A 23,735-nucleotide genomic window follows, 5' to 3' on the forward strand; every position below is an offset into this window, starting at 1 on the left:
AAACAGTATTGCAGAAAAGGGGGTAACCATAGATGTGGGAGCGGGCTTGCTCGCGAAGGCGGTAGCTCTGTCAACTCCAGACCAGCCTTTGCCACTTACCGGCATAACACCGCCGGTTTTTCGTCTTCGATACATTCCCCCAATCCCCCTCTGAACCCCTCAAGTCCTTTGTTTGCCGGGCCCGGCGCCGCCAGAAAAAAGTTGGTCTGCAAATTGCTTATGGCTCAGCAGTACAGCGGTGGGCGGCAAACGTCCGGCATGCAGAGGAAAGAGTGTGGACAAGTACCTTTATGTGGCAATGACCGGCGCCAGCCAGAATGCACTGGCGCAGAAGGCTCATGCCAACAACCTGGCGAACATCTCTACCAACGGTTTTCAGAAGGACCTGGAACAGGCCCGTTCGATGCCGGTGTTTGGTGACAGCTTTCCGGCGCGTGCGTTTGCCATGAGTGAGCGTCCTGCCACCGACTTCTCCCCGGGTGCGCTGGTGCAAACCGGTCGCGACCTCGATGTCGCGGTGCAAGGCAACGGCTGGATCGCCGTGCAGAACCCCGATGGCGGCGAAAGCTACGTGCGCACCGGCAGCTTGAACGTTGATGCTCTGGGCGTGCTGCGCGCCGGCAACGGTATGCCGGTGATGGGTAATGGTGGGCCGATTGCCGTGCCGCCCGAGCAGCAAGTCGAAGTCGGCGAAGACGGCACCATCAGTATTCGCGCGATGGGCGAAGGCCCGCGGGTGATGGCCGAAGTCGACCGCATCAAACTGGTCAACCCGGACTTCAAGAACATGACCAAAGGTCTGGATGGTTCGATCCACACCAAGGACGGCAAGCCGGCGCAAGCCGATGCCAACGTCAAACTGGTGTCCGGGTTCCTGGAGTCGAGCAACGTCAATGCCGTGGAAGAAATGACCTCGGTGCTGGCGCTGGCCAAGCAGTTCGAGCTACACATCAAGATGATGAACACCGCCAAAGACGATGACCAGGCCATGGCTCGGGTCTTGCAGATCAGCTAATTATCAGAACGTCGCGCCGTAAAACAGGCGCACGAGGAGAATCGAATGCTTCCGGCTCTATGGGTTGCCAAAACAGGTCTGTCCGCCCAGGACACCAACCTCACCACCATTTCCAACAACCTGGCGAACGTATCGACCACGGGTTTCAAACGTGACCGCGCCGAGTTCCAGGACTTGCTGTATCAGATCAAACGCCAGCCAGGCGCCCAGTCGACCCAGGACAGCGAGTTGCCGTCGGGTCTGCAAGTGGGTACAGGTGTGCGCATTGTCGGCACCCAGAAAAACTTCACCGCCGGTAGCTTGCAAACCACCGAGCAGCCGTTGGACATGGCCATCGACGGTCGCGGTTTCTTCCAGATTCTGCAGCCGGACGGCACCACGTCCTACACCCGTGACGGTACGTTCCACCTGGATTCCAACGGCCAGATCGTGAACGCCAGCGGCTTCGCCCTGGAGCCGGCGATTGTCATTCCGAACGACGCTCAGACCTTCACCGTCGGCCGTGACGGCACCGTGTCCATCACCGTTGCCGGCAACCCGGCCTCCCAGGTGATCGGCAACCTGCAAACCGCCGACTTCATCAACCCGGCCGGTCTGCAAGCGGTGGGCAATAACCTGTTCCTGGAAACCGCTGCCAGTGGCGCGCCGCAAGTCGGCACCCCGGGCCTCGCCGGTTTCGGCACCACGCTGCAGAACACCCTGGAAACGTCCAACGTCAGCACCGTTGAAGAGATGGTCAACATGATCACCACTCAGCGCGCTTACGAGATGAACTCCAAGGTGATCTCCACCGCCGACCAGATGCTCTCGTTCGTAACGCAGAATCTGTAATCAAGTCTATGAGGCGGTCATGAGGCCGCCTGCAACACCGTGAGGTAGGGTCATGAATCGCTTTGTATCTGTTCTGGCACTGAGTGGGGCCGTTGTGCTCGCGGGCTGCGTCGCTCCGCCGCCCAAGCCCAATGACCCTTACTACGCCCCGGTGTTGCCGCGCACGCCGCTGCCGGCTGCCGCCAATAACGGCTCGATTTATCAGGCCGGTTTCGAACAGAACCTGTACAGCGACCGCAAGGCATTCCGGGTCGGTGACATCATCACCATCACCCTGAACGAGCGCACCCAGGCGAGCAAGAACGCCAACTCGCAGATCGACAAGAACAGCAAGACCGACATCGGTCTGAGCTCGTTTTTCGGGGGTGGCCTGAGCACCAGTGATCCAGTGGGCAGCGGTAGTCTGAGTCTGGACGTCGGTTATGAAGGTGACCGCGCCACCAAGGGCGACAGCAAGTCCGGCCAGAGCAACAGCCTGACCGGTTCGATCACCGTGACCGTCGCCGACGTGTTGCCCAACGGCATCATCGCCGTGCGCGGCGAGAAGTGGCTGACCCTCAACACCGGTGATGAGCTGGTGCGGATTGCCGGCCTCGTTCGCGCCGATGACATCGCCACCGACAACACCGTGTCGTCGACCCGCGTCGCCGATGCACGCATCACCTATTCGGGCACCGGTGCGTTTGCCGATGCGAGTCAGCCAGGCTGGTTCGACCGTTTCTTCCTCAGCCCGCTGTTCCCTTTCTAGGTGGCTTCTCTGGTGAGCATGTTGAACTTCAAACACCTGATAGTGGGCGCTCTGTTGCTGTCCGCGACATTCGACGCTCAAGCCGAGCGGCTGAAGGACATCGCCAGTATTTCCGGCGTGCGTTCCAACCAATTGATCGGCTACGGCCTGGTGGTCGGGCTTAACGGCACCGGTGACCAGACGACCCAGACCCCGTTCACCCTGCAGACCTTCAACAACATGCTTTCGCAGTTCGGCATCAAGGTGCCGGCAGGTTCAGGCAATGTGCAGTTGAAGAACGTCGCGGCGGTATCGATCAGTGCCGACTTGCCAGCGTTCGCCAAGCCGGGTCAGCAGGTGGATATCACTGTGGCGTCCATCGGTAACTCCAAGAGCCTGCGTGGCGGCACCTTGCTGCTGACGCCGCTCAAAGGTATCGATGGCAACGTCTACGCCGTCGCTCAGGGCAACCTGGTGGTCGGCGGTTTCGATGCTGAAGGTCGTGACGGTTCGAAGATCACTGTCAACGTTCCGTCAGCCGGTCGCATCCCTGGCGGTGCATCGGTCGAGCGTGCAGTGCCAAGCGGTTTCAATCAGGGCAACAGCCTGACCCTGAACCTCAACCGTTCGGACTTCACCACCGCCAAGCGTATCGTCGACAAGATCAACAACATGCTCGGCCCTGGCGTCGCCCAGGCCATCGACGGTGGTTCGATCCGTGTGACTGCGCCACTCGATCCGAGCCAGAGGGTCGACTATTTGTCGATCCTCGAAAACCTCGAAGTCGACCCGGGTCAGGCGGTGGCGAAAGTCATCATCAACTCGCGCACCGGCACCATCGTGATCGGCCAGAACGTCAAGGTTTCCCCGGCCGCCGTGACCCACGGCAGCCTGACCGTAACCATCACCGAAGACCCGATCGTCAGCCAGCCCGGCCCTCTGTCCAACGGGCAGACGGCGGTCGTGCCGCGTTCGCGGGTCAATGCTCAGCAAGAAGCCAAGCCGATGTTCAAGTTCGGCCCGGGCACTACCCTCGACGAAATCGTCCGAGCGGTGAACCAGGTCGGCGCGGCGCCGGGTGACTTGATGGCGATTCTCGAAGCGCTGAAGCAGGCCGGTGCGTTGCAAGCCGACCTGATCGTGATCTGAGGACGGCGACCATGGATATGCGCAAAAGCGGTCTAGTCAGCAGCAGCGATTCGGGTTCCTACTCGGACTTGAACCGTCTGAACCAGCTCAAGGTCGGCGACAAGAACAGCGATGCGAACATGCGCAAAGTGGCGCAGGAATTCGAATCGCTGTTCCTCGGTGAAATGCTCAAGTCCATGCGCTCGGCCACCGAAGCGTTGGGTCAGGACAACCCGCTCAACACGCCAGCAGCCAAGCAATACCAGGAAATGTACGACCAGCAGTTGGCCGTTTCCATGTCTCGCGAAGGCGGCGGTATTGGCCTGGCTGACGTGCTGATGCGCCAGATGTCGAAGAACAAACCGATGGCACCGGGTGAGGCCGCGGCAGCGTCTGCCGCCAAGCAAGCTGCCGCGAAAGCCGCTGTGGAAACGCCGATTGCCGCTGGCACAGTCGCCACCAACGGGCCGCTGTCGCGTCTCAATGGTGAGCGCCCGTTGTGGGCTTCGCGCTCGGTGAAGACGCCGACAAGCGCGGGCGAGGGCGCTCATCGCAATGACATGGCGCTGATCAATCAGCGGCGTCTGGCGCTGCCGCCGAAACTGGCCGATCGTTTGCTCGCCGGGCTGGTGCCCTCTGCATCTGTATCGACATCGACCACGGCGGCGACCGCCACCGTGGCGTTGAACAATATCCAGGTGCCGCAGAGCACCAAGACCGGTTCCGGTCCCCTGTACAACGGCGATTGGCTGACTGCGCAAACGGATACAGCAGCCAGCGGGCGCCTGCAGATTTATGGTCGTGCCATGGCTCAAATACCCCTGGCACCGCCGAAGAAAGCCTTCAGTTCCGCTGATGAATTCGTCAACACCATGCTTCCGATGGCCAAAGAAGCCGCCGATCGTATCGGTGTCGATCCGCGTTACCTGGTAGCTCAGGCTGCGTTGGAAACCGGTTGGGGCAAATCGGTCATGCGCGCCCAGGATGGCAGTAGCAGCCACAACCTGTTCGGTATCAAGGCCAGCAGTAGCTGGAAGGGCGATTCGGCGAGGGCGATCACCAGCGAATTCAGAAACGGCGAGATGGTCAAGGAGACGGCCGAGTTCCGTTCCTACGCCTCTTACAAAGACAGCTTCCATGACCTTGTTACGCTGCTGCAAAGCAATAATCGCTATCAAGATGTGCTGAAGTCGGCCGATAACCCAGAACAGTTTGTACGCGAGTTGCAAAAAGCCGGGTATGCCACCGACCCGGATTACGCAAGCAAGATTTCGCAGATAGCCAAGCAGATGACGAGTTACCAAAACTACGCTGCGGCGGGCGCTTCCACCACGCCTTTATAGGCACAAGGTATAAGGTTTGAACCATGAGTTTGCTCAATATCGGGATGTCGGGTTTATCCGCTAGCCAAACCTCGTTGATGGTGACCGGCAATAACATTGCCAACGCCGACACCGCCGGCTACTCGCGTCAGCAAACCGTGCAGGGCAGCAAGGCCTCGAATCCGTTCGGCAATCTCTACATTGGCAGCGGTACGACCCTCGCCGATGTGCGTCGGGTGTACAACAGCTACCTCGATGCGCAACTGCAGACGACCACCTCGCTCAACAGCGACTCGGCTGCCTACGCCGGGCAGATCAGCCCGCTCGATGCGTTGCTGTCGGACAGCGGCACAGGCCTCAATGGCGCCTTGACCAAGTTCTTCGCCTCGGTACAGAACGTCAACGCCAAGCCGGGCGACGATGCTTCCCGCCAACTGCTGCTCAGCGATGCGCAAGCCTTGAGCAACCGGTTCAACTCGATCTCCAGCCAGTTGACGACGCAGAACGCCAACATTAACGGCAACCTGGAGGACATGGCTGATCAGGTCAACAAACTGGCCACCACCGTGGCCCAGTTGAACCAGAAGATCTCCGAAATTTCCAACGCCGGCGGCCAGCCCAACGACTTGCTCGATGCGCGCAATGACGCCGTACGTCAATTGTCGACCTTCACCGGCGCGCAAGTGATCGAACGTGGCGGTAACCTCGACATTTACCTGGGCAGCGGTCAGCCGCTGGTCATGGGCAGCACTGCCAGCAAGCTGGAAGTGGTGCCGAGCAAAAATGACCCGTCGCGTTCGGCCGTTCAGCTCAATCGCGGCTCGAGCACCATCGACATTACCTCGGTGATGACCGGTGGCGAGATGGGCGGTTTGCTGCGCTATCGCAGCACCGTACTGGACCCGGCCATGAACGAGCTGGGGCGTGTGGCGCTGGTCGTCGCCGATCAGATGAACACCATTCAGGCCCAAGGCATCGACAAGAACGGTGACTTCGGTTCGAACCTGTTCAGCAGCATCAACAGTGCCACGCAGATGGCCCAGCGCAGCATCGCCACGGTCGGCAACAGCACGGGCTCGGGCAATTTCGACGTGACCATCGAGGACAGCGGCGCGCTGACCCTCAACGATTACAAAGTCACGTTCACCAGCGCCACTGACTACACCTTGCAGCGTCTGCCTGAAGGCACCGCCATGGGCGCGTTCAGTACGCTGACCACGCCGCCGCCGGTGATCGATGGTTTCTCCATGACGCTCTCCGGTGGCACCGCAGCGGCGGGTGACACCTTCAAGATCACGCCGACCCGCAATGCAGCGACCGACATCGAAATTGAGATGACCGACCCCCTGCGTCTGGCCATCGCAGCACCGTTGGGCGCGGCAATCGCTTCTGGCAGCAGCGGCACATTGACGATTCCGGCCAGCGGTCAACCGACCCTGACCACGCAGTTCGATATCTACGATTCCGCCACAACCCTGGCCATTCAGAACGGCCTGAAGACTTCGACTCCGGTCAAAGTGGTGTTCGGTGCCACCGGTGGCACCACCCAGACTTACCAGTTGCTCGACGCCCAGGGTAATGAACTCAGCAACGGCACCATCGTGCCTGGCCAGAACAATACACTGAGCCTGACCATTCCACTGGTCGACGCCAGCGGTGCCGCGATCAATGATCCAGGACCGCCAATCGTGCAGCGTACTGCATCGTTCGATATGACCGTGGCCGGTTCGCCAGGTGACGGCACCGCGATCAACGTGACGCTCAGCCAGCCGGGCACTCTGGACAACCGCAACGGCACCGTACTGGCCGGCTTGCAGACCCGGAAGACCGTGGATACCGGTTCGGTCAGCAGTGGCATTTCCCTGACCGACGCCTACGGCAAGCTGGTCGAGGGCGTCGGCGCCAAAGCCGCGCAAGGCAAGCTCGACAGCGCTGCCACCGAAGCAATCCTGGCCAACGCCAAGACCGCTCGCGATTCGCTGTCGGGTGTCGACCTCGATGAGGAAACCGGCAACCTGGTCAAATATCAGCAGTACTACACCGCGTCTTCGCAGATCATCAAGGCTGCGCAGGAAATCTTCAGCACACTGATCAACAGTCTTTAAGGAGTCGTAGCCCATGCGCATTTCTACCGCCCAGTTTTACGAGTCCTCAGCTGCCAACTATCAGAAGAATTTCGCCAACGTGGTCAAGAGCAGCGAAGAGGCCAGCAGCCTGGTTCGCATCAAAACCGCTGCCGACGATCCGGTCGGTGCTTCGCGTTTGCTGCAATTGGGGCAGCAGGCTTCGATGCTCGATCAGTACGAGGCCAATACCAATACCATCAAAGCGACCCTCGGTACCGCCGAAGCGGTGATGACCAACATCAACAGCGTGCTGCAGCGCGCCAGGGAACTGGCCGTTGGCGCGGGCAACGCCGGTTATACCGACGAAGACCGCCAGGCCAACGCTTCGGAGTTGGGGCAGATCGAAGAGCAATTGCTGAGCCTGATGAACAGCAAGGACGAGAACGGCAAATACATCTTCGCCGGCTCCAAGGGCGACACCGTGCCGTTCACGCGCAACAACGATGGCACCTACAGCTACAACGGTGATCAGGTAACGCTTGACCTGGCGATCGGCGATACCATGTCGATGGCCACCAACAGCACTGGTTGGGACGCGTTCCAGAAGGCAATCAACACCAGCCGCAGCGAGGTCACCATGACCGCGCCGGCCGTGGATGACGGCCGCGTCACCCTGTCCGATGGCCAGGTGTCGTCGAACGTCACCTACAACAGCAAGTTCCGTAGCGGCGAGCCGTACACCGTAGACTTTGTCAGCGGTACGCAGTTGCTGATCACTGATTCGTCCGGTAACGACGTGACCGCCGAAGCCAGTCAGGGCGGCGCGTTCGATCCAGCCAGCAAGTCCGGTCAGGCCGTGACTTTCCGTGGCGTCGAACTGACTCTGAATATCAATCTGAGCGCCGGCGACACGGCGGCTACCGTGTTGCCGGGCCACACCTTTACTCTGGCGGCCAAACCGGACACTTTCACCGCAACCGCCAGCCCAGGCAATACTTCGACGGCGCAGATCACCGACAGCAGTATCACTGATTCAGCGGCTTACCACGCCAGCTTTCCGAGCGGTTCGGCGATCCTGAAGTTCACCAGCGCCACTGACTTTGAACTGTACGCAGCGCCTTTGACGGCCAACAGCAGCCCGGTGTCTTCCGGGACCATGGTTGGCAGCGTCGCCACCGCATCGGGTGTGAGCTTCACCGTGAGTGGTACCCCGGCTGCCGACGATCAGTTCAGCATCGCGGTCAATACTCATGAAACCCAGAACATTCTGGACACTGTGAGTCAGTTGAAAACCGCACTGAATACGCCAACCAACGGTGATGCCATCGCCACTCAGAAATTGCAGGCATCATTGGCTTCCGGCATTGCCAACCTGGCCAGCGGCATCGATCAGTTGTCCAGCGCCTTGAGTTCGGTCGGTGGTCGCGGTGCTGCCCTGGAAACCCAAAGCGATACCAACCAGAGCTTGAAGCTGGCCAATGCTCAGACCCAGTCGTCGATCCGTGATTCTGATCCGGCGGAAGTGATGACCCGTCTGACCTTGCAACAAACCATGTTGCAGGCCTCGCAACTGGCCTTCAGCAAGATTGCTCAGTTGGGCCTGTTCAACAAGGTCTGAGCCTGCGCCTGCCGAGCAGCCAACCGTCTTTTTTTAAGCGGTTCCGGGGCCTCTGCCTGAAAGGGTAGAGGCCCGCCGCTCGAGAGTTTCCCGCCGTGAATCAACGCCCCCTCGTCAGCATCGTTATCCCTGCCTTCAGCCCGCGCTTTTTCAGTCAGGCATTGGAAAGTGCGCTCACCCAGACCTACGAGCATGTCGAAATCGTCATCTGTGACGATTCGCCCGATGATGAAATCCGCACTATCGTGGAGAGTTTCGTCGAGCCGGCTCACCCGGTTCGCTACTTGCGTAACTCGCAGCGGTTGGGATTGCAGAAGAACGTATTGCGTTGCGTCGAAGAAGCCCGGGGCGAGTTCATCAAAGTGCTGTGCGATGACGATCGTCTGTTTGCGCCCAGCGTTGCCTTGCAGGCCCAGGTGTTGATCGATCACTCCGACGTCAATCTGGTTTTTGCCCTGCGCATGCTCAGCGATGCCGGCAATTTTCTGCTGCCGTCGCGGGTGGACAACTGCCGCTTTTGTCCGACCGATGCGTTGCTCAAGGGCGACGATATGCTGGCGATTTTCGAGGGCACGCCAAAGAATTTCCTCGGCAATTTCAGCGCTGCCCTGATGCGTCGCGCTGATGTGCTGGAGCTGTTGCCGACATTGATCCAGGAAGGCTCGGGGTTCGTCGCCATGCTCGATTTCGCCTTGTTCGTATGCCTGATGCGCCGCGGTAACCTGGTGTCGCTCAACACCGTGCTGAGCACCGAGCGTTTGTATACAGAGCGATTGAGCCGGACCCCGGAGATGCTCAAGGCGGCGGCGCTCGAGTGGAGCTGGCTGGCGCAGATGCTCGCGGTACGCAGTGGCGAATCGGCGCCGGCATCAGGCTGGGTTCGCTATATCGAACTGGCCAAAGTCACTGATCAGCCCCACGCCTGGGAAGAGTTGTGTGTAGCGCGCATCCTTGGCAACCGCAGCACGGTGGTCAATGGTCGAGTAGGTGGGAAGAGCGAGAGTTACGCCGACTTCTATCGCGAGTGGCTGGCGATCCGCAGGTTCTCGCAAGTCGAACAGCAGTTCATGCCTCAGCGCATCGACAGCTGGGCGTTTCGCCCGCAGATCGTGCCGATCGTCATCGACAGCGGTGCCGACAGCGCAGCGCTGAAAACTACATTGCACAGCATCAGTGCTCAGCTGTATGCGCCTCAGGCAGTGGTGGTGTTGTCCGATGCGCACTGTGATGCCGATGATCGTATCGTTCAGTTGCCGTTCCAGTCGGACTGGGCGCAACAACTCAATGCCGTGGTCCCGCAACTGGAAGGTGCTCACTGGTTTTACCTGTTGCGGGCCGGCGACACCTTGCGTGAGTCGGCGCTGCTGATTCTGGCGGAGCGCATCGCCGGGTCGCCGGGCATTCTCTGTGCTTATAGCGATGAAGGTGCTTTGATCGACGGCGAGTCGATCGACCCGGTGTTCAAGCCCGATTTCAACCTTGATCTGATGCGTGCCTACCCCTACGTCGGCCGAGCCCTGGCCTTCGAACGTCAGTGCTTCATGGTGCTGGGCGGGTTTGACCCGGCTCACGGCGAGCTGGCACCCCATGACCTGATGTGGCGTCTGGTGGAAGAGGTCGGTCCGCAGACCATCGAGCACATCGCCGAGATTCAGGTGGAGTCGAGCCTGGCCTTTGCCGACTGGCTGTCATTACCCGAAGTCATCGAAAACAACGCTGGCATGGTCGGTGCGCATCTGGACCGTATCAGCGTGGCGCATGCTGTCCGTCACGAAGAATTGCCACTGATCAATCGCATCGATTACCGGCATGAGGCGCGTCCGCTGGTGTCGATCATCATCCAGACCGGCGATTCGCTGTACGCCTTGCAACGTTGTACCGAAGGTTTGATCGAGCGCACGGCTTACACCCAGTACGAAATCCTGATCGTCGACAGCGGCACTGACGACCCGGCGATGCTCGACTGGTTGGCTGCCATGGCGCAGCTGGGTGCCGCGATGTTGCGGGTGTTGCGTTACGCCGGTGACGCCAACGACGCTGCAATCCGCAACTTCGCCGCGAGCCTGGCTCATGGCGAATACTTGCTGCTGCTCAGTCCTCAGGCAGTGATCTGCGACAGCGACTGGCTGGACGAATTGCTCAACCACGCACAGCGTCCCGAAGTGGGGGTGGTCGGTGCCCGGATTCTCAGCCCGCAGGGTTCGATCGTCAGCGCCGGGTTGATCCTCGGGTTGACGGAGTCGGTCGGTTCGCCATTTGCCGGGGAGGCTGCCGACTCTCGGGGCTATATGCAGCGGTTGCATGTGACCCAGAACTGGAGCGCGGTCAGTGACCACTGCCTGATGGTTCGCAAGGAAGTGTTCGACAGTCTGGGGCAGCTCGATGAGATGACGTTTACCCAGGGTCTGGGCGATGTCGATTTGTGCCTGCGGGCGAACCAGGACGGCTATCTGGTGGTCTGGACGCCATACGCCAGTGTGGTGCTGGCCCCGGAAGGCGAGGAGTCGACTCTGGGGGTGTGCGAGCGTGAACAGGACGCCTTCTATCGCAAATGGCTGCCGAAGATCGCCAAAGACCCGGCCTACAGCCCGGCACTGAGTCTTGGGTTTTCCAGTTTCAGCCTGGAGCCAACGCTGCGCAACAACTGGAACCCGTTCTGCACCCGTGCATTGCCGTTGATTCTCGGTCTTCCAGTCAACAGCACTGCCGTCGGTCACTATCGGGTGATCGCGCCGCTGGCGGAGCTCGAAGCCGCCGGACGAGTGATCTCACGGGTGGCCCATGAGTCGCCGTCGATCGTGGAGATCGAGCGTTTGTCCCCGGACACCATCGTCCTGCAGGGACGTTACAGCGAAGGCTCAGCTGGCGATATTCTGCGGATGAAAAAGTATTCCAGCGCCCTGCGGATTTTCGAACTCGACGACTATATCGTTAGCGCGCCGAAGAAGAACGCTCACGCCCGCAACAAACCGATCGACATCGAGCAGATGCTGCGCGCAGGCATCGGCCTGTGCGACCGATTGGTAGTCACCACCCAGCCGTTGGCCGATAGCTTGTCGAGCATGCATAACGACATTCGCGTGGTGCCGAACATGCTGCCGCCGGAACCGTGGGCGACGCTGACCAGTCGTCGTCGCACCTCCAGCAAGCCACGCGTTGGCTGGGGCGGCGGCACCAGTCACACCGGGGACCTGGAGATCATTGCCGAGGTCGTGCGTGAGCTGGCGGACGAAGTCGAGTGGGTATTTTTCGGCATGTGCCCGGACGAATTGCGTCCGTACATCCACGAGTTCCACTCGACCATCAGCTTGCAGAGTTACCCGTTCAAACTGGCGAGCCTGAACCTCGATCTGGCACTGGCTCCGCTGGAATTCCACATCTTCAACGACTGCAAAAGCAACCTGCGATTGCTGGAATACGGCGCCTGCGGATACCCGGTGATCTGTACCGACACCGAGGCCTATCGCGGCCACTTGCCGTGCACCAGGGTCTACAGCAACAGCACGGATGAATGGCTGCAAGCGATCCGTATGCACCTGGCCGACCCGGACGCGAGTTATCGCATGGGCGATGAATTGCGTGAGGCGGTGCATCGGGATTTCATGTTGCGCGGCGACAACCTCAATCATTGGTTGTGGGGTTGGTTGCCGGACTGACCGTTACTCCCTTCCAAACATCAAAAAATCGCCGGCTTCGGCAGCTCCTTGTAGGAGTTGGCTTGCCAGCGAAAACCATGGGTATCTACACAACTTTCCGAGTTTGATGGTGTACATATCCGTTTCTGCGGTAACGGCCACTTAGGGTTCCGCCCTGACGGCGGGTCACTTGGAAAAGCCCCAAGTAACCAAGGGCTCTTGCCCCTTTCGTTCGGTGCCTCGCCCAGGCTCGGCATGCCCTCGCTCCGGTCCTGCTCCGTGGGCCCGCCGCGATCGGCCATCCATGGCCGTGCGCGGCTAACCCGGCATCCATGCCGGGTTGCCCACTACGCAGAACCTCCACTCGGCCTCTCGATGGGGCGGTGCGTCAAGATCAACAGCTGCAGGCGAGCTAACGCTCGGCCTGTTGAGTGGTGAGAAGCGCAGTCGTACGCCGATCCATTGTGTGCGAGCCGTGTGGGAGCGGGCTTGCTCGCGAAGCTGTTGATCTTGCCGTTGCCGTTGCCGTTGCTTTGGCTTTTGATCCTGATCTGCTTGCCCCTTTCCCAGAGGCCGAACGCAGGTATTGCGCAGGGGGCACCGCGGCAAGGATGCCGCGGTAGCCGCCCCCGGCCATGGATGGCCGATGGCGGCGGGCCCCCGGAGCAATGCCGGAGTGAGGGCATGCCGAGCCTGGGCGAGGCACCGAATGGCGGGGCAAGAGCCCTTGGTTACTTGGGGCTTTTCCAAGTGACTCGCTGTAAAAGCGAAACCGCCAGCGGCCGTGACCGCAAAAACGGATATGTACTCCAAAAACACCAAGGCACGGCAGTAAATCTCTATAGCCCAAGAGATGTGTAGATACCCATGCAGCGATAACAGCCTCACGTCATGCAGCTCCGATGAAAACGCCTTCGCAGGCAAGCCGGGCTCCTACGAGGTCGGTGTCGCGCGATTTTTTGTCCTGCGCAATTGGCTCACTTCCTGCAAGCCCTCCCTATATCGCCATAAAACCCTCACCCCAATGGGCGTGAGTGGCTCAGTGGCTGCGGGTAAATGATGTGCATCTGACGGTTCGCCGACCCTTGAGGGGGCTGCCCGCCGTGCAAAGAGCAAGAGGACAGTGATGAAGGCAGTAATTCTGGCGGGTGGCCTGGGCACGCGCATCAGCGAAGAGTCGCACCTCAAGCCCAAGCCGATGATCGAGATCGGTGGCAAGCCAATTCTTTGGCACATCATGAAACAGTACTCCGCCCACGGAATTCATGACTTCGTGATCTGCCTTGGCTACAAGGGCTATGCGATCAAGGACTTCTTCGCCAACTACTTCCTGCACACCTCTGACGTCACCTTCGACATGCGCAATAACCGCATGGAGGTTCACCAGAACTACAGCGAGCCGTGGAGCGTCACCCTCATCGACACCGGCGAGGAAACCATGACCGGTGGCCGTCTGTTGCGGGCGGCGCCCTATCTGAAAGACGAAAAAGCCTTTTGCTTCACCTATGGCGATGGCGTCTCCGACGTCGACATCAGTGCGCTGCTTGATTTCCATGAGGCCCACGGCAAGTTGGCCACCGTCACCGCCGTGCAACCGCCAGGTCGTTATGGCGCCCTGCAACGCATTGGCGACCAGGTAATGGGGTTCACGGAAAAGCCACGTGGCGATGGCGGCTGGATCAATGGTGGGTTTTTTGTTCTATCACCGGAGGTACTGCCCTACATCGCGGGTGATACGACCAGTTGGGAGGCGGAGCCGCTGATGCGTCTGGCCGGAATTGAGCAATTGCGTGCCTTCGAGCACTCGGGCTTCTGGCAGCCGATGGATACCCTGCGCGACAAAAACCACCTCGAAGCACTGTGGCAGAGTGGGGAGGCCCCATGGAAGCAATGGGACTGAGCCCGGAGTTCTGGCACGGCAAGCGCGTTCTGCTGACCGGCCACACCGGTTTCAAGGGCAGCTGGTTGACGCTGTGGCTGCAAAGCCTCGGCGCCGAGGTCTGCGGTTTTGCCCTCGAACCGTCCACCGAGCCAAGCCTGTTCGAGCTGGCGCGGGTGCACGAAGGCATCAATGACCAACGTGGCGACCTGCGTGATCTCGGCGCCCTGCTGGAACTGATCGCCGAGACGCAGCCGCAAATCGTCCTGCACCTGGCGGCCCAGCCGCTGGTGCGCGAAGGCTATCGCGACCCGCTTGGGACTTACTCCAGCAACGTCATGGGCACCCTCAATCTGCTTGAAGCGATCCGCCAGGTCGGTGGCGTGCGTGCCTGCGTGCTGGTGACCACCGACAAGGTCTACGCCAACAAGGAATGGCTGTGGCCCTACCGCGAGGACGAAGCGCTCGGTGGGCACGATCCGTACAGCAGCAGCAAGGCTTGCTGCGAGTTGCTGGCCCAGTCTTATGCCGCGTCGTTTTTCCCCGCCGAAAAGTATGCCGAGCACGGCCTGGCCCTGGCCACTGCGCGGGCCGGCAATGTGCTGGGCGGTGGCGACTTCGCGCCTGAACGGCTGATTCCCGATGTACTCAAGGCCTGGTCGGCGGATGAGCCGGTGACCTTGCGCTACCCGCAAGCCGTGCGCCCCTGGCAACACGCCCTGGAGCCGCTGGCCGGTTACCTGCAACTCGCCGCAGGCCTCTATGAAAAAGGTCCGGAGTTTGCCGGTGCGTGGAATTTTGGCCCGAGCGAAGCGGACATGTGCAGCGTCGGCGAAGTGGTCGAATTGCTCGCCAACCGCTGGCCGCAAGCGCGTGGATTGCGCATCGAACCGAGTGATTTGCACGAAGCCGGCCTGTTGCGCCTGGACAGCAGCCGCGCCCGTCAACTGTTGGCCTGGCAACCGCGCTGGTCGTTGCAGCAGTGCCTGTCCCAAACCCTCGATTGGCACCTGGCGTGGCAGAACGGTGACGACATGCGCACGATGACCTTGAATCAATTGAATCTCTACAGGGAACGGTCATGACTGATTTCACGCTCCAGGCCCTGGAGCTGGAGGGGTTGTATCTGATCCGGCAAAAACTGTTCTGTGATGATCGTGGTCGGTTTGCCCGGCTGTTTTGCCAGACCCGTCTGACGTCGCAGGGCCGCCCGTTTGCCATCCGTCAGATCAACCATTCGCGTACGGTCGAAAAGGGCAGTGTGCGTGGCCTGCATTATCAGAAAGCCGGCTATGCAGAGTCCAAGCTGATTACCTGCGTACGTGGTGCGGTATGGGATGTGGTGGTCGATCTACGGCCGCAGTCCCCTACCTATTTGCAGTGGCACGCTGAAGAGCTGCGGGCCGACGATGGGCGCAGTTTGCTGATCCCGGCGGGTTTTGCTCATGGGTTTCAATCCCTGTCCGACGACTCTGAAGTGCTTTATCTGACGGATGCGGACTACGCTCCGAATCATGAAGCGGGTCTGTCGGTCATGGACCCTGCGTTGTCGATACCCTGGCCGTTGCCCGTCAAGAACTTGTCGGCCAAAGATGCATGCCATCCTCTGCTGGACAAAGACTTCAGCGGAGTCGAGCTGTGACAGGGCACGCCATGACAGTGCTGGTCACTGGTGCCACCGGTTTTGTCGGCAGGCATCTGATCAGCGCCTTGCTCGCTAAAGGCTTCAAGGTTCGTGCGGTTGCTCGAAATATCGAAGCCGCGCACGCCATGCCGTGGTTCGATGAAGTGGAGTTTGTCGCCGCTGATATCCACGCACCGGATCTGGACGTGGAAAGCCTGGCCGATGGCATGGATGCCATTGCGCATCTGGCATGGACCGGCCTGCCGAACTACCAGGCGCTGTTCCATTTCGAGCGGAACCTGCCACTGGATTATGCCTTTCTCAAGCGGGTGATCGAGGCCGGTGTCAGCCAGGTGCTAGTCACTGGAACCTGTTTTGAGTATGGGCTGCAAAGTGGCCCGTTAAGTGAGACGGTGGTCGCACAGCCCTGCACCCCTTATGGCTTGGCCAAGCACACGTTGCGCCTGTTCCTCGAAGCCTTGCAGCGTGAGCGTGCGTTCACATTGCAGTGGGCACGGCTGTTCTATCTGTATGGCGAGGGACAGAATCCCAGCAGCCTGTTAGCCAGTCTCGACCGGGCCATCGACGCCGGTGATACGCAGTTCAATATGTCGACGGGCGACCAGTTGCGCGACTACCTGGAAATCAGGCAGGCCGCTTCCCGGATCGCATCACTCATTGCCCGGCGCGATGTCGATGGTGTGATCAACTGTTGCAGCGGCCAACCGGTGTCCGTGCGGGCGCTGGTTGAGCAGCGTGTGCGCCAGCGTCAATCCTCCATCATCCTGAATCTTGGGCACTACGGTTACTCCGCCCATGAGCCCATGGCGTTTTGGGGCGTTGCCCAGCGGATTTCGCAACTGACGGGAGAAGAGCATGCAGCATGAACTCTATCGAGCGATCGGGCTGCCGGTTCTGCAGAACCGCACTTTCGCCAATGCCGAACAAGCGCAAGCTTCGGGCAGCGCGGATATTGTGCTGGTGCAGGACAGCCAGAACGGGCTGATCTTCAACCAGGCATTTGACGCCAGTAAACTCAGCTACGACGTCGACTATCAAAGCGAACAGGCCCATTCGGTGCAATTTCAACAGCACTTGAATGATGTCGAAGCGATCCTGGCGCATCATTTCAAGGGTAAAAGCTTGATAGAAGTCGGCTGTGGCAAAGGCTACTTCCTGGAGATGCTTCGGGGACTCGGCTATGCCATCACCGGGATCGACCCTTCCTATGAAGGGGACAATACCGAAGTGATCAAGGCCCCCTTCACTCGGGAACTGGGGCTGGCCGCCGAAGCGATCGTCCTGCGGCACGTGCTGGAACATATCAGCGATCCGGTCAGTTTCCTGGCTGAAATTGCCAGTGCGAACCATGGCGGGCAGATTTACATCGAAGTGCCATGCTTCGACTGGATTGTCGAGCACAACGCCTGGTTCGATGTTTTCTACGAACATGTGAATTACTTCCGCCTTGCGGATTTGCGCGCAATGTTCGGAACGGTGCACGAGGCGGGGCACCTTTTCGGTGGTCAGTACCTGTACATCGTTGCGGATCTGTCGACGTTGCGCCGTACGCCGGCCGAGGCACCGTCGTTGCTGACGCTGTCGGAACATTTCACCGCCAGCCTGGACCGTGCGGCGCAGATTATTCAGACGGCACCCGAGCAGGGTTCAGCGATCTGGGGCGCCTCGTCCAAAGGCGTGATTTATTCGCTGTTCCTGCAACGAGCCGGGGTGGCGGTGGATCGTGTGGTGGATATCAATCCGGTCAAACAGGGCCGCTATCTACCCCTGAGCGGTGTGCGGGTGTCCTCTCCGCAAGAGGCCATGGACGCCTTGCCCGAAGGCGCCAATCTGTTTGTGATGAACTCCAACTACCTCGAAGAAATCGAGCGGATGACCGGTGGGCGCTACGTCTATCACGCCGTCGACAGTGCTTCGTTCCAGTGACTTTTGAGATTCTAAAATGACCGACAACAGCATCAATAAAGCCTTCGAAGCCGAATGCCAGGAACAGATCGCCCAGCAGGGTGACAACCAGAAGCTCACCGGTCTGGCCCGGGATTTCTTCAACGAATCGGCCAAACACAAATACAGCTACCACTTCTCGTGGATGGGCCGTCCGATCATCCAGTTACCGCAAGACATGATGGCGATGCAGGAAATCATCTGGCAGGTCAAACCGGATCTGGTGATCGAATGCGGCATCGCCCACGGCGGCTCGATCATTTACTACGCCTCGTTGCTGGAGCTGCAAGGCCACGGAGAAGTGCTGGGCATCGACCTCGACATTCGTGCGCACAACCGCGCAGCCATCGAAAGCCACCCGATGATCAAGCGCATTTCGATGATCGAAGGTTCGAGCATCGATCCGGCGATTGCCGCGCAAGTGCGTGCCATTGCCGAAGGCAAGAAAGTCATTCTGGTGCTGGATTCCAACCACACCCACGATCACGTGTTGGAAGAGCTGCGCCTCTACGCTCCACTGGTTTCGGTGGACAGTTACTGCGTGGTCATGGACACCGTGGTCGAAGACATGCCGGCCGATTTCTTCCCGGATCGTCCATGGGGCCCGGGCGACAACCCGAAGACCGCGGTGTGGAAGTATCTGGAAGAAAACAAGAACTTCGAAATCGATCGGCAACTGCAAAACAAGTTGCTGATCACCGTAGCGCCGGATGGTTACCTGCGTCGCGTTCGTTAATCAAAAGTGGTTTCAGGTTCTTGGCGATTGGCCGATTGTGGGGATAGGAAGATGCAGGTTCAAAACAGTGCTCAAAACAACGTTGCGCCGCTGAACGAGCGGTTCACGGTTGTGGTGATTTCCCACAACCGGAACGCGTTCCTGCGGCGCACTTTGCAGTACTACAGCAGCTATCCCTGCACGGTTCTGGTTCTGGACTCGTCCGCGCAGGGCGATGAACACATGGCCCGGGATTTCCCGTCGGTCGACTATCGCCACTTGCCGCAGTACACCTACAAGGGGCTCCAGGAAAAACTCACTTACGGCGTCAATCAGGTCACCACGCCGTACATGGTGTTTGCCGCCGATGACGACTTTCTGTTGCATCGCGCACTGACCGAGTCGGTGGAGTTTCTTGAAGCCAACCCTGACTACGGCCTGTGTCATGGCTACGGGATGATGTACCTGGCCCGTGCCACTGAAGTGAACTACTACCGCCGCGACCAAAGGGTGCAAGAGGATTACAACTCGCAACAGCCTGAAGGTCGGGTCATGGATTACATGGGCCAGTTCCTGCCGCCGTTCTATGCGGTGACCCGCACCGACCTGCTGCAGCAGTGGTACAGCCTGTTGCCAGCCGGCACCAGTTTCGAGTGGCAGGAAATCGGCCATACGTTCTACCTGCTGGCGTGTGCCAAGGCGCGGATCCTGCCGATTCCCTACGCTGTGCGTGAGGCGAACTATGGCGGTTCGGACCACAACACCAACGTGTTGACCGTGTTGACGTACAAGGATGCGAAAACCGTCGCCGACCGTGAGCAGTTTGCGCAATTCCTGGCCTCGATTCCGACGCAGTTCAGCGACAGTGACAGCTACCCGGCGCAGATCAAACAGATTGCTCTGGACAGTTTTACCGCCATGGCCGACTGCCTGCTCGAAGGTCGCTCGCTCAAAGCCACCCTGATCTTCCGTTCGGCCTGGGTCGAGGCTGGGCGCGAGCCGGTTCGCTCGTTCGGCCCCCAGCAGTTCGTCGAAATGCCGTTCTACAACAAACCGATGTTCGACCTGCTGACCGAATTCGAATTTCTGTTGCACGCCATGCCGGCCGGCCGCCTGCAATTGCAGGAACTGGAAGGCATCCTGCTCAAGCAACACGAGCTGATGCGAGTTCAGCCTAACGACAACGAGCGCACCCTCCGCGCCCGTTTGTGGGAGGCATTGAGTCTTAACCGGTTCAACCGGTCGGTGGTCAAGCGTCTGGTTGAATCGCTCGAAGGCACCGAGGAGCAGGACGAGAAGCTCAAGCTTCAAGCATGGGCCGAGCGTCTGGATTCGGTCCCGGGACAAGATGACCGCACATTGCTTCAGAACATGCCGTCCGGGCGTTTGCTCGATTGGGTCGAGGCGCGCAATCCCGATACCGCTCAACTTTCAGCGATCTCCCAACATCTGGCCAGTCACAATGGCGGCCCGCAGTTCGGCATTCTGCTGCTGGACCTGGATGCGGATATGTACAAGTTGCAGGCGACCTTCGACAGTCTGGTCAACGGCCACTGCAAGGCCTTCAAAGTGGTGGTGTTCACCACTGGCGACTTACCGGCGACCACGTCCGTGCGCGACACCGTGCACTTCGTCAAAGTCACAACCGCCAACTACGTGGATCGCATCAATCAAATCGTCGCCCAGTCCACGGCCGACTGGCAGCTGCTGGTCGAGGCCGGTGACCAGTTCACCCCAAGCGGTTTGCTGCGCGCCAGCCTTGAGCTGATCGGCGCCGAGGGTGTGCGTGCGGTGGCGATGGACGAAATTCAGCGTCAGGCCAGCGGTGCTCTGGTGGATGTATTCCGTCCCGGGGTTAACCTCGATCTGCTGCAAACGGTGCCGTCGCTAATGGCGCGTCACTGGCTGATCCATCGCGATGTATTGGCTCAAGCCAAAGGTTTCTCGACCGAGTACAGCCAGGCTCTGGAGTTCGATCTGTTGCTGCGTCTGATCGAAGATGGGGGCCTCGCTGGCCTGGCGCACCTGGCCGAACCCTTGTTGATCTGCAACGCGCCAGCTGCTGAAGAAAATGCTCAGGAACGTCAAGTCTTGACCCGTCACTTGGCTAATCGTGGGTATCGCGGTCAGGTCAGCTCGACACTGCCGCAGACCTGGCAGATCGACTATCAGCACGCTCAGCGACCGATGGTGTCGATCATCCTCCAGAGTCAGGACAACCTGGAACACTTGCAAGGTGCATTGGTCAGCGTATTGCAACGCACCCGCTATCAGCGCCACGAAGTGCTGATTGTCGACAACCACAGCCAATCGCCAGAACTGGCCGAATGGCTGAGCAGTCTGGAAGGCAAAGGCGAGCGCATTCGTGTGCTGCGCACCGGCCAGCGCCTGAGCGATTCAGCGTTGTACAACGTTGCAAGCGCGCAGGCCAAGGGCGAGTACCTGGTGCTGCTGTCGGCCGAAGCCCAGGTGTTCAATGCCAATTGGCTCGACGCCATGCTCAACCAGGCTCAACGTCCGGAAGTCGGCATCGTTGGTGCCAAATTGGTGAACACTCAAGGCGTCACCACCCAGGCCGGGTTGGTCCTCGGTTTGAATGGCGATATCGGCTCGGTCTTTGTCGACGAGCGCAAGGACGCCAAGGGCTACCTGAATGGCCATCAAGTGGAACAGAACTACTCGGCGGTGTCCGGTGCGTGCCTGATGATTCGCAAGGAATTGTATGAAGCGGTCGGCGGCCTGGACGAAGAGCATTTTGACGAGGCCTTCGCCGATGTCGACCTGTGCCTGAAAGTCGCCGACGCCGGTTACCTCGTTGTCTGGACGCCACAAGCGCAATTGCTGCACCCGGGCGTACTGCCTGAAGCAACTCAGGCTCGTGCCGCCCTGCGTGACAAATGGCAGGCCCGCTTCGAACAGGACCCGGCCTATAACCAGAACCTGGCCTTGACCGGCAAGGGCTTTACTCTCAGCGAACCGACCGGTGTGAACTGGGCGCAGTTGCTCGCATAAGCCTGGCTGACAGGTAAAAGGACTCAAGGCATGTTCAACGGTAAATCGATTTTCATCTCCGGCGGCACCGGCTCGTTCGGGCGCAATTTCATCCGCCGGTTGCTGGAGCAGTACCAGCCCAAGCGCGTGGTGGTGTTTTCCCGCGATGAGCTCAAGCAGTACGAAATGCAGCAGACGTTCAATGCACCGTGCATGCGTTACTTCATTGGTGATGTGCGCGACGCCGAGCGTTTGCGTCAGGCCATGCGCGGTATCGATTACGTGGTGCATGCCGCAGCCTTGAAACAAGTGCCGGCGGCGGAGTACAACCCGACCGAATGCATCCGCACCAACGTCAACGGCGCGGAAAATATCATTGCCGCGGCCATCGACAACGGCGTGAAAAAAGTCGTCGCGCTGTCCACCGACAAGGCGGCCAGCCCGATCAACCTGTACGGCGCGACCAAACTGCTGTCGGACAAACTGTTCGTGGCCGCCAACAATATCGCCGGTGAACAGCAGACTCGCTTTGCCGTGGTGCGCTATGGCAACGTCGCGGGCTCGCGGGGGTCGGTGGTGCCGTTCTTCAGCAAACTGATTGCCGAGGGCGCCAAAGAGCTGCCGATCACCGACGAGCGCATGACGCGTTTCTGGATCACCCTCGATCACGGTGTGAAGTTTGTGCTCGACAGCTTCGCCCGCATGCACGGCGGTGAAGTGTTTGTGCCGAAGATCCCGTCGATTCGCATCGTCGATCTGGCGCGGGGCATGGCTGAGCATTTGCCGCACAAGAACGTCGGCATTCGGCCGGGGGAAAAACTCCATGAACTGATGGTGCCGCTGGACGATGCGCGCATGACCCTGGAGTTCGATGATCACTACACCATTCAGCCGTCGATTCGTTTCACCAGCGTCGATGTGGATTTTGCCGTCGACAAACTGGGCGAGCAGGGCCGGCCGGTGAGCGAAGATTTCGAGTACCGCTCCGACACTAACCCGCATTTTCTTTCGGTCGGTCAGATCGCTGATCTGCACGCGGAGCTGTCGGCATGATTCCCTACGGTCGGCAAAGCCTCGATCAGGCGGACATCGATGCGGTGGTTGCCGTGTTGCAGTCCGACTGGCTGACGCAAGGGCCGACCATCGAGCGTTTCGAACAGGCCATGGCCGAGCGTTGCCAGGCCGATTTCGCGGTGGCGGTATGCAATGCCACCGCGGCGTTGCACATTGCCTGTCTCGCTGCCGGCCTCGGGCCGGGTGATCGGTTATGGACCACGCCGAACACCTTTCTGGCCTCGGCCAACTGCGGTCGCTACTGCGGTGCCGAGGTCGATTTTGTCGATCTCGATCCGCTGACCTGGAACCTCGACGCCCACACCTTGGCGTCGAAACTTGAAATCGCCGAGCGCAACGGCACACTGCCGAAAGTGCTGGTGGCGGTGGCGTTCTCCGGGCAGAGCTGCGATATGCGCAGGATCGCCGAACTCGCCGAGCGCTATGGCTTCACGGTGATCGAGGATGCCTCCCACGCGGTCGGCGCGTCCTATGCCGGGCGCCCGGTGGGTTGCGGTGAATTCGCGGCGATGACGGTGTTCAGTTTCCATCCGGTGAAGATCATCACCAGCGCCGAAGGCGGCATGGTGCTGACCAATCGCCCGGAACTGGCCGAGCGCTTGCAGCGTCTGCGCAGCCACGGCATGACCCGTGACCCTGAGCAGATGACCGAACCCAGCCACGGCCCCTGGTACTACCAGCAAGTGGAGCTGGGCTTCAATTACCGAATCACCGACTTGCAAGCAGCCCTCGGTCTGTCGCAGCTGAACAAGCTCGATGGTTTCATCGAACGTCGGCGTGAACTGGCGGCGCGTTATGACCGGTTGCTGGCGTACTTGCCGCTGACCTTGCCCAGCGCGCAGCCCGAGGCCGAGTCGGCGTGGCATCTGTACGTGGTGCGCTTGCAGACGGAGCGGATCAACCTCAGCCATCGACAAGTATTCGAAGGCTTGCGAATGGCCGGGGTGGGTGTGAACCTGCACTATATTCCGCTGCACTTGCAGCCGTACTATCGCGACCTGGGTTTTGCCGAGGGGGATTTCCCCCAGGCCGAACGTTATTACGCCGAGGCCATCAGCCTGCCGCTGTTTCCTCTGCTGAGCGATGAACAACAGGATTATGTGGTCGAGCAATTGCGACGGCTAGTCCTTGAGGAGTAGTGACTC

Annotated in this window: 17 protein-coding genes; all 17 read left to right on the plus strand. The window is 59.9% G+C overall.

Going from position 1 to position 23,735, the window contains the following annotated elements; genetic code table 11:
* Positions 1–274: 274 nt before the first annotated feature.
* Positions 275–1,015, plus strand: coding sequence for a flagellar basal body rod protein FlgF (locus IC37_RS21265; protein WP_030130508.1), 741 nt, complete (start codon positions 275–277; stop codon positions 1,013–1,015).
* 45 nt (positions 1,016–1,060) lie between these two features.
* The gene (flgG, locus tag IC37_RS21270; protein WP_008011001.1) at positions 1,061–1,846 is read left to right on the plus strand and encodes a flagellar basal-body rod protein FlgG; all 786 of its coding nucleotides are present in this window, start codon (positions 1,061–1,063) and stop codon (positions 1,844–1,846) included.
* 52 nt (positions 1,847–1,898) lie between these two features.
* Positions 1,899–2,594 (plus strand): flagellar basal body L-ring protein FlgH, encoded by a 696-nt coding sequence (gene flgH / locus IC37_RS21275; protein WP_030130509.1) that lies wholly within the window; start codon positions 1,899–1,901, stop codon positions 2,592–2,594.
* A gap of 18 nt (positions 2,595–2,612) precedes the next feature.
* A complete protein-coding gene (locus IC37_RS21280) occupies positions 2,613–3,722 on the plus strand; it encodes a flagellar basal body P-ring protein FlgI (RefSeq protein WP_030130510.1) in 1,110 nt (369 codons plus the stop codon).
* An 11-nt stretch (positions 3,723–3,733) separates the two neighbouring features.
* On the plus strand, positions 3,734–5,044 hold the full coding sequence (flgJ, locus tag IC37_RS21285) for a flagellar assembly peptidoglycan hydrolase FlgJ (protein WP_030130511.1): 1,311 nt from the start codon (positions 3,734–3,736) through the stop codon (positions 5,042–5,044).
* Positions 5,045–5,067: 23 nt separating this feature from the next.
* Positions 5,068–7,128: a flagellar hook-associated protein FlgK gene (gene flgK, locus IC37_RS21290; RefSeq protein WP_030130512.1), complete on the plus strand. Its 2,061-nt coding sequence runs from the start codon at positions 5,068–5,070 to the stop codon at positions 7,126–7,128.
* Between the two features lie 13 nt (positions 7,129–7,141).
* Positions 7,142–8,707: a flagellar hook-associated protein 3 gene (locus IC37_RS21295; protein WP_030130513.1), complete on the plus strand. Its 1,566-nt coding sequence runs from the start codon at positions 7,142–7,144 to the stop codon at positions 8,705–8,707.
* A gap of 95 nt (positions 8,708–8,802) precedes the next feature.
* Positions 8,803–12,363, plus strand: coding sequence for a glycosyltransferase (locus IC37_RS21300; RefSeq protein WP_030130514.1), 3,561 nt, complete (start codon positions 8,803–8,805; stop codon positions 12,361–12,363).
* Positions 12,364–13,468: 1,105 nt separating this feature from the next.
* Positions 13,469–14,242 carry a glucose-1-phosphate cytidylyltransferase gene (gene rfbF / locus IC37_RS21315; RefSeq protein WP_030130515.1) on the plus strand — a complete coding sequence of 258 codons (774 nt, stop codon included), beginning with the start codon at positions 13,469–13,471 and terminating at the stop codon, positions 14,240–14,242.
* Entirely contained in the window at positions 14,224–15,306 is a 1,083-nt protein-coding gene (gene rfbG, locus IC37_RS21320) for a CDP-glucose 4,6-dehydratase (RefSeq protein ID WP_030130516.1), read from the plus strand. Before rfbF ends, rfbG begins: the two co-directional genes overlap by 19 nt.
* Complete coding sequence (gene rfbC, locus IC37_RS21325; protein WP_030130517.1) at positions 15,303–15,863, plus strand: dTDP-4-dehydrorhamnose 3,5-epimerase; 561 nt, start codon at positions 15,303–15,305, stop codon at positions 15,861–15,863. Before rfbG ends, rfbC begins: the two co-directional genes overlap by 4 nt.
* An 11-nt stretch (positions 15,864–15,874) precedes the next feature.
* Positions 15,875–16,732 carry an NAD(P)-dependent oxidoreductase gene (locus IC37_RS21330; RefSeq protein WP_030130518.1) on the plus strand — a complete coding sequence of 286 codons (858 nt, stop codon included), beginning with the start codon at positions 15,875–15,877 and terminating at the stop codon, positions 16,730–16,732.
* Positions 16,722–17,792: a class I SAM-dependent methyltransferase gene (locus tag IC37_RS21335; protein ID WP_030130519.1), complete on the plus strand. Its 1,071-nt coding sequence runs from the start codon at positions 16,722–16,724 to the stop codon at positions 17,790–17,792. Before IC37_RS21330 ends, IC37_RS21335 begins: the two co-directional genes overlap by 11 nt.
* Positions 17,793–17,808: 16 nt before the next feature.
* Positions 17,809–18,546, plus strand: a complete 738-nt coding sequence (locus IC37_RS21340) for a cephalosporin hydroxylase family protein (protein WP_030130520.1) — start codon at positions 17,809–17,811, stop codon at positions 18,544–18,546.
* A 51-nt stretch (positions 18,547–18,597) separates the two neighbouring features.
* Positions 18,598–21,537: a TIGR00180 family glycosyltransferase gene (locus IC37_RS21345; RefSeq protein ID WP_030130521.1), complete on the plus strand. Its 2,940-nt coding sequence runs from the start codon at positions 18,598–18,600 to the stop codon at positions 21,535–21,537.
* A gap of 30 nt (positions 21,538–21,567) precedes the next feature.
* Positions 21,568–22,569: a UDP-N-acetylglucosamine 4,6-dehydratase (inverting) gene (gene pseB / locus IC37_RS21350; protein ID WP_030130522.1), complete on the plus strand. Its 1,002-nt coding sequence runs from the start codon at positions 21,568–21,570 to the stop codon at positions 22,567–22,569.
* On the plus strand, positions 22,566–23,729 hold the full coding sequence (gene pseC / locus IC37_RS21355) for a UDP-4-amino-4,6-dideoxy-N-acetyl-beta-L-altrosamine transaminase (RefSeq protein ID WP_030130523.1): 1,164 nt from the start codon (positions 22,566–22,568) through the stop codon (positions 23,727–23,729). Before pseB ends, pseC begins: the two co-directional genes overlap by 4 nt.
* Positions 23,730–23,735: the final 6 nt, after the last annotated feature.

The sequence above is a fragment of the Pseudomonas sp. QTF5 genome, assembly GCF_000512695.2.
GTDB lineage: Bacteria > Pseudomonadota > Gammaproteobacteria > Pseudomonadales > Pseudomonadaceae > Aquipseudomonas.

Bases quoted from the DNA above. Each gene is read 5' to 3' on its own strand.
- flgG (WP_008011001.1), top strand. From the start codon at position 1,061: ATGCTTCCGGCTCTATGGGTTGCCAAAACAGGTCTGTCCGCCCAGGAC.
- flgH (WP_030130509.1), top strand. From the start codon at position 1,899: ATGAATCGCTTTGTATCTGTTCTGGCACTGAGTGGGGCCGTTGTGCTC.
- IC37_RS21280 (WP_030130510.1), top strand. From the start codon at position 2,613: ATGTTGAACTTCAAACACCTGATAGTGGGCGCTCTGTTGCTGTCCGCG.
- flgJ (WP_030130511.1), top strand. From the start codon at position 3,734: ATGGATATGCGCAAAAGCGGTCTAGTCAGCAGCAGCGATTCGGGTTCC.
- flgK (WP_030130512.1), top strand. From the start codon at position 5,068: ATGAGTTTGCTCAATATCGGGATGTCGGGTTTATCCGCTAGCCAAACC.
- IC37_RS21295 (WP_030130513.1), top strand. From the start codon at position 7,142: ATGCGCATTTCTACCGCCCAGTTTTACGAGTCCTCAGCTGCCAACTAT.
- rfbF (WP_030130515.1), top strand. From the start codon at position 13,469: ATGAAGGCAGTAATTCTGGCGGGTGGCCTGGGCACGCGCATCAGCGAA.
- rfbG (WP_030130516.1), top strand. From the start codon at position 14,224: ATGGAAGCAATGGGACTGAGCCCGGAGTTCTGGCACGGCAAGCGCGTT.
- rfbC (WP_030130517.1), top strand. From the start codon at position 15,303: ATGACTGATTTCACGCTCCAGGCCCTGGAGCTGGAGGGGTTGTATCTG.
- IC37_RS21330 (WP_030130518.1), top strand. From the start codon at position 15,875: ATGACAGTGCTGGTCACTGGTGCCACCGGTTTTGTCGGCAGGCATCTG.
- IC37_RS21335 (WP_030130519.1), top strand. From the start codon at position 16,722: ATGCAGCATGAACTCTATCGAGCGATCGGGCTGCCGGTTCTGCAGAAC.
- IC37_RS21340 (WP_030130520.1), top strand. From the start codon at position 17,809: ATGACCGACAACAGCATCAATAAAGCCTTCGAAGCCGAATGCCAGGAA.
- IC37_RS21345 (WP_030130521.1), top strand. From the start codon at position 18,598: ATGCAGGTTCAAAACAGTGCTCAAAACAACGTTGCGCCGCTGAACGAG.
- pseB (WP_030130522.1), top strand. From the start codon at position 21,568: ATGTTCAACGGTAAATCGATTTTCATCTCCGGCGGCACCGGCTCGTTC.
- pseC (WP_030130523.1), top strand. From the start codon at position 22,566: ATGATTCCCTACGGTCGGCAAAGCCTCGATCAGGCGGACATCGATGCG.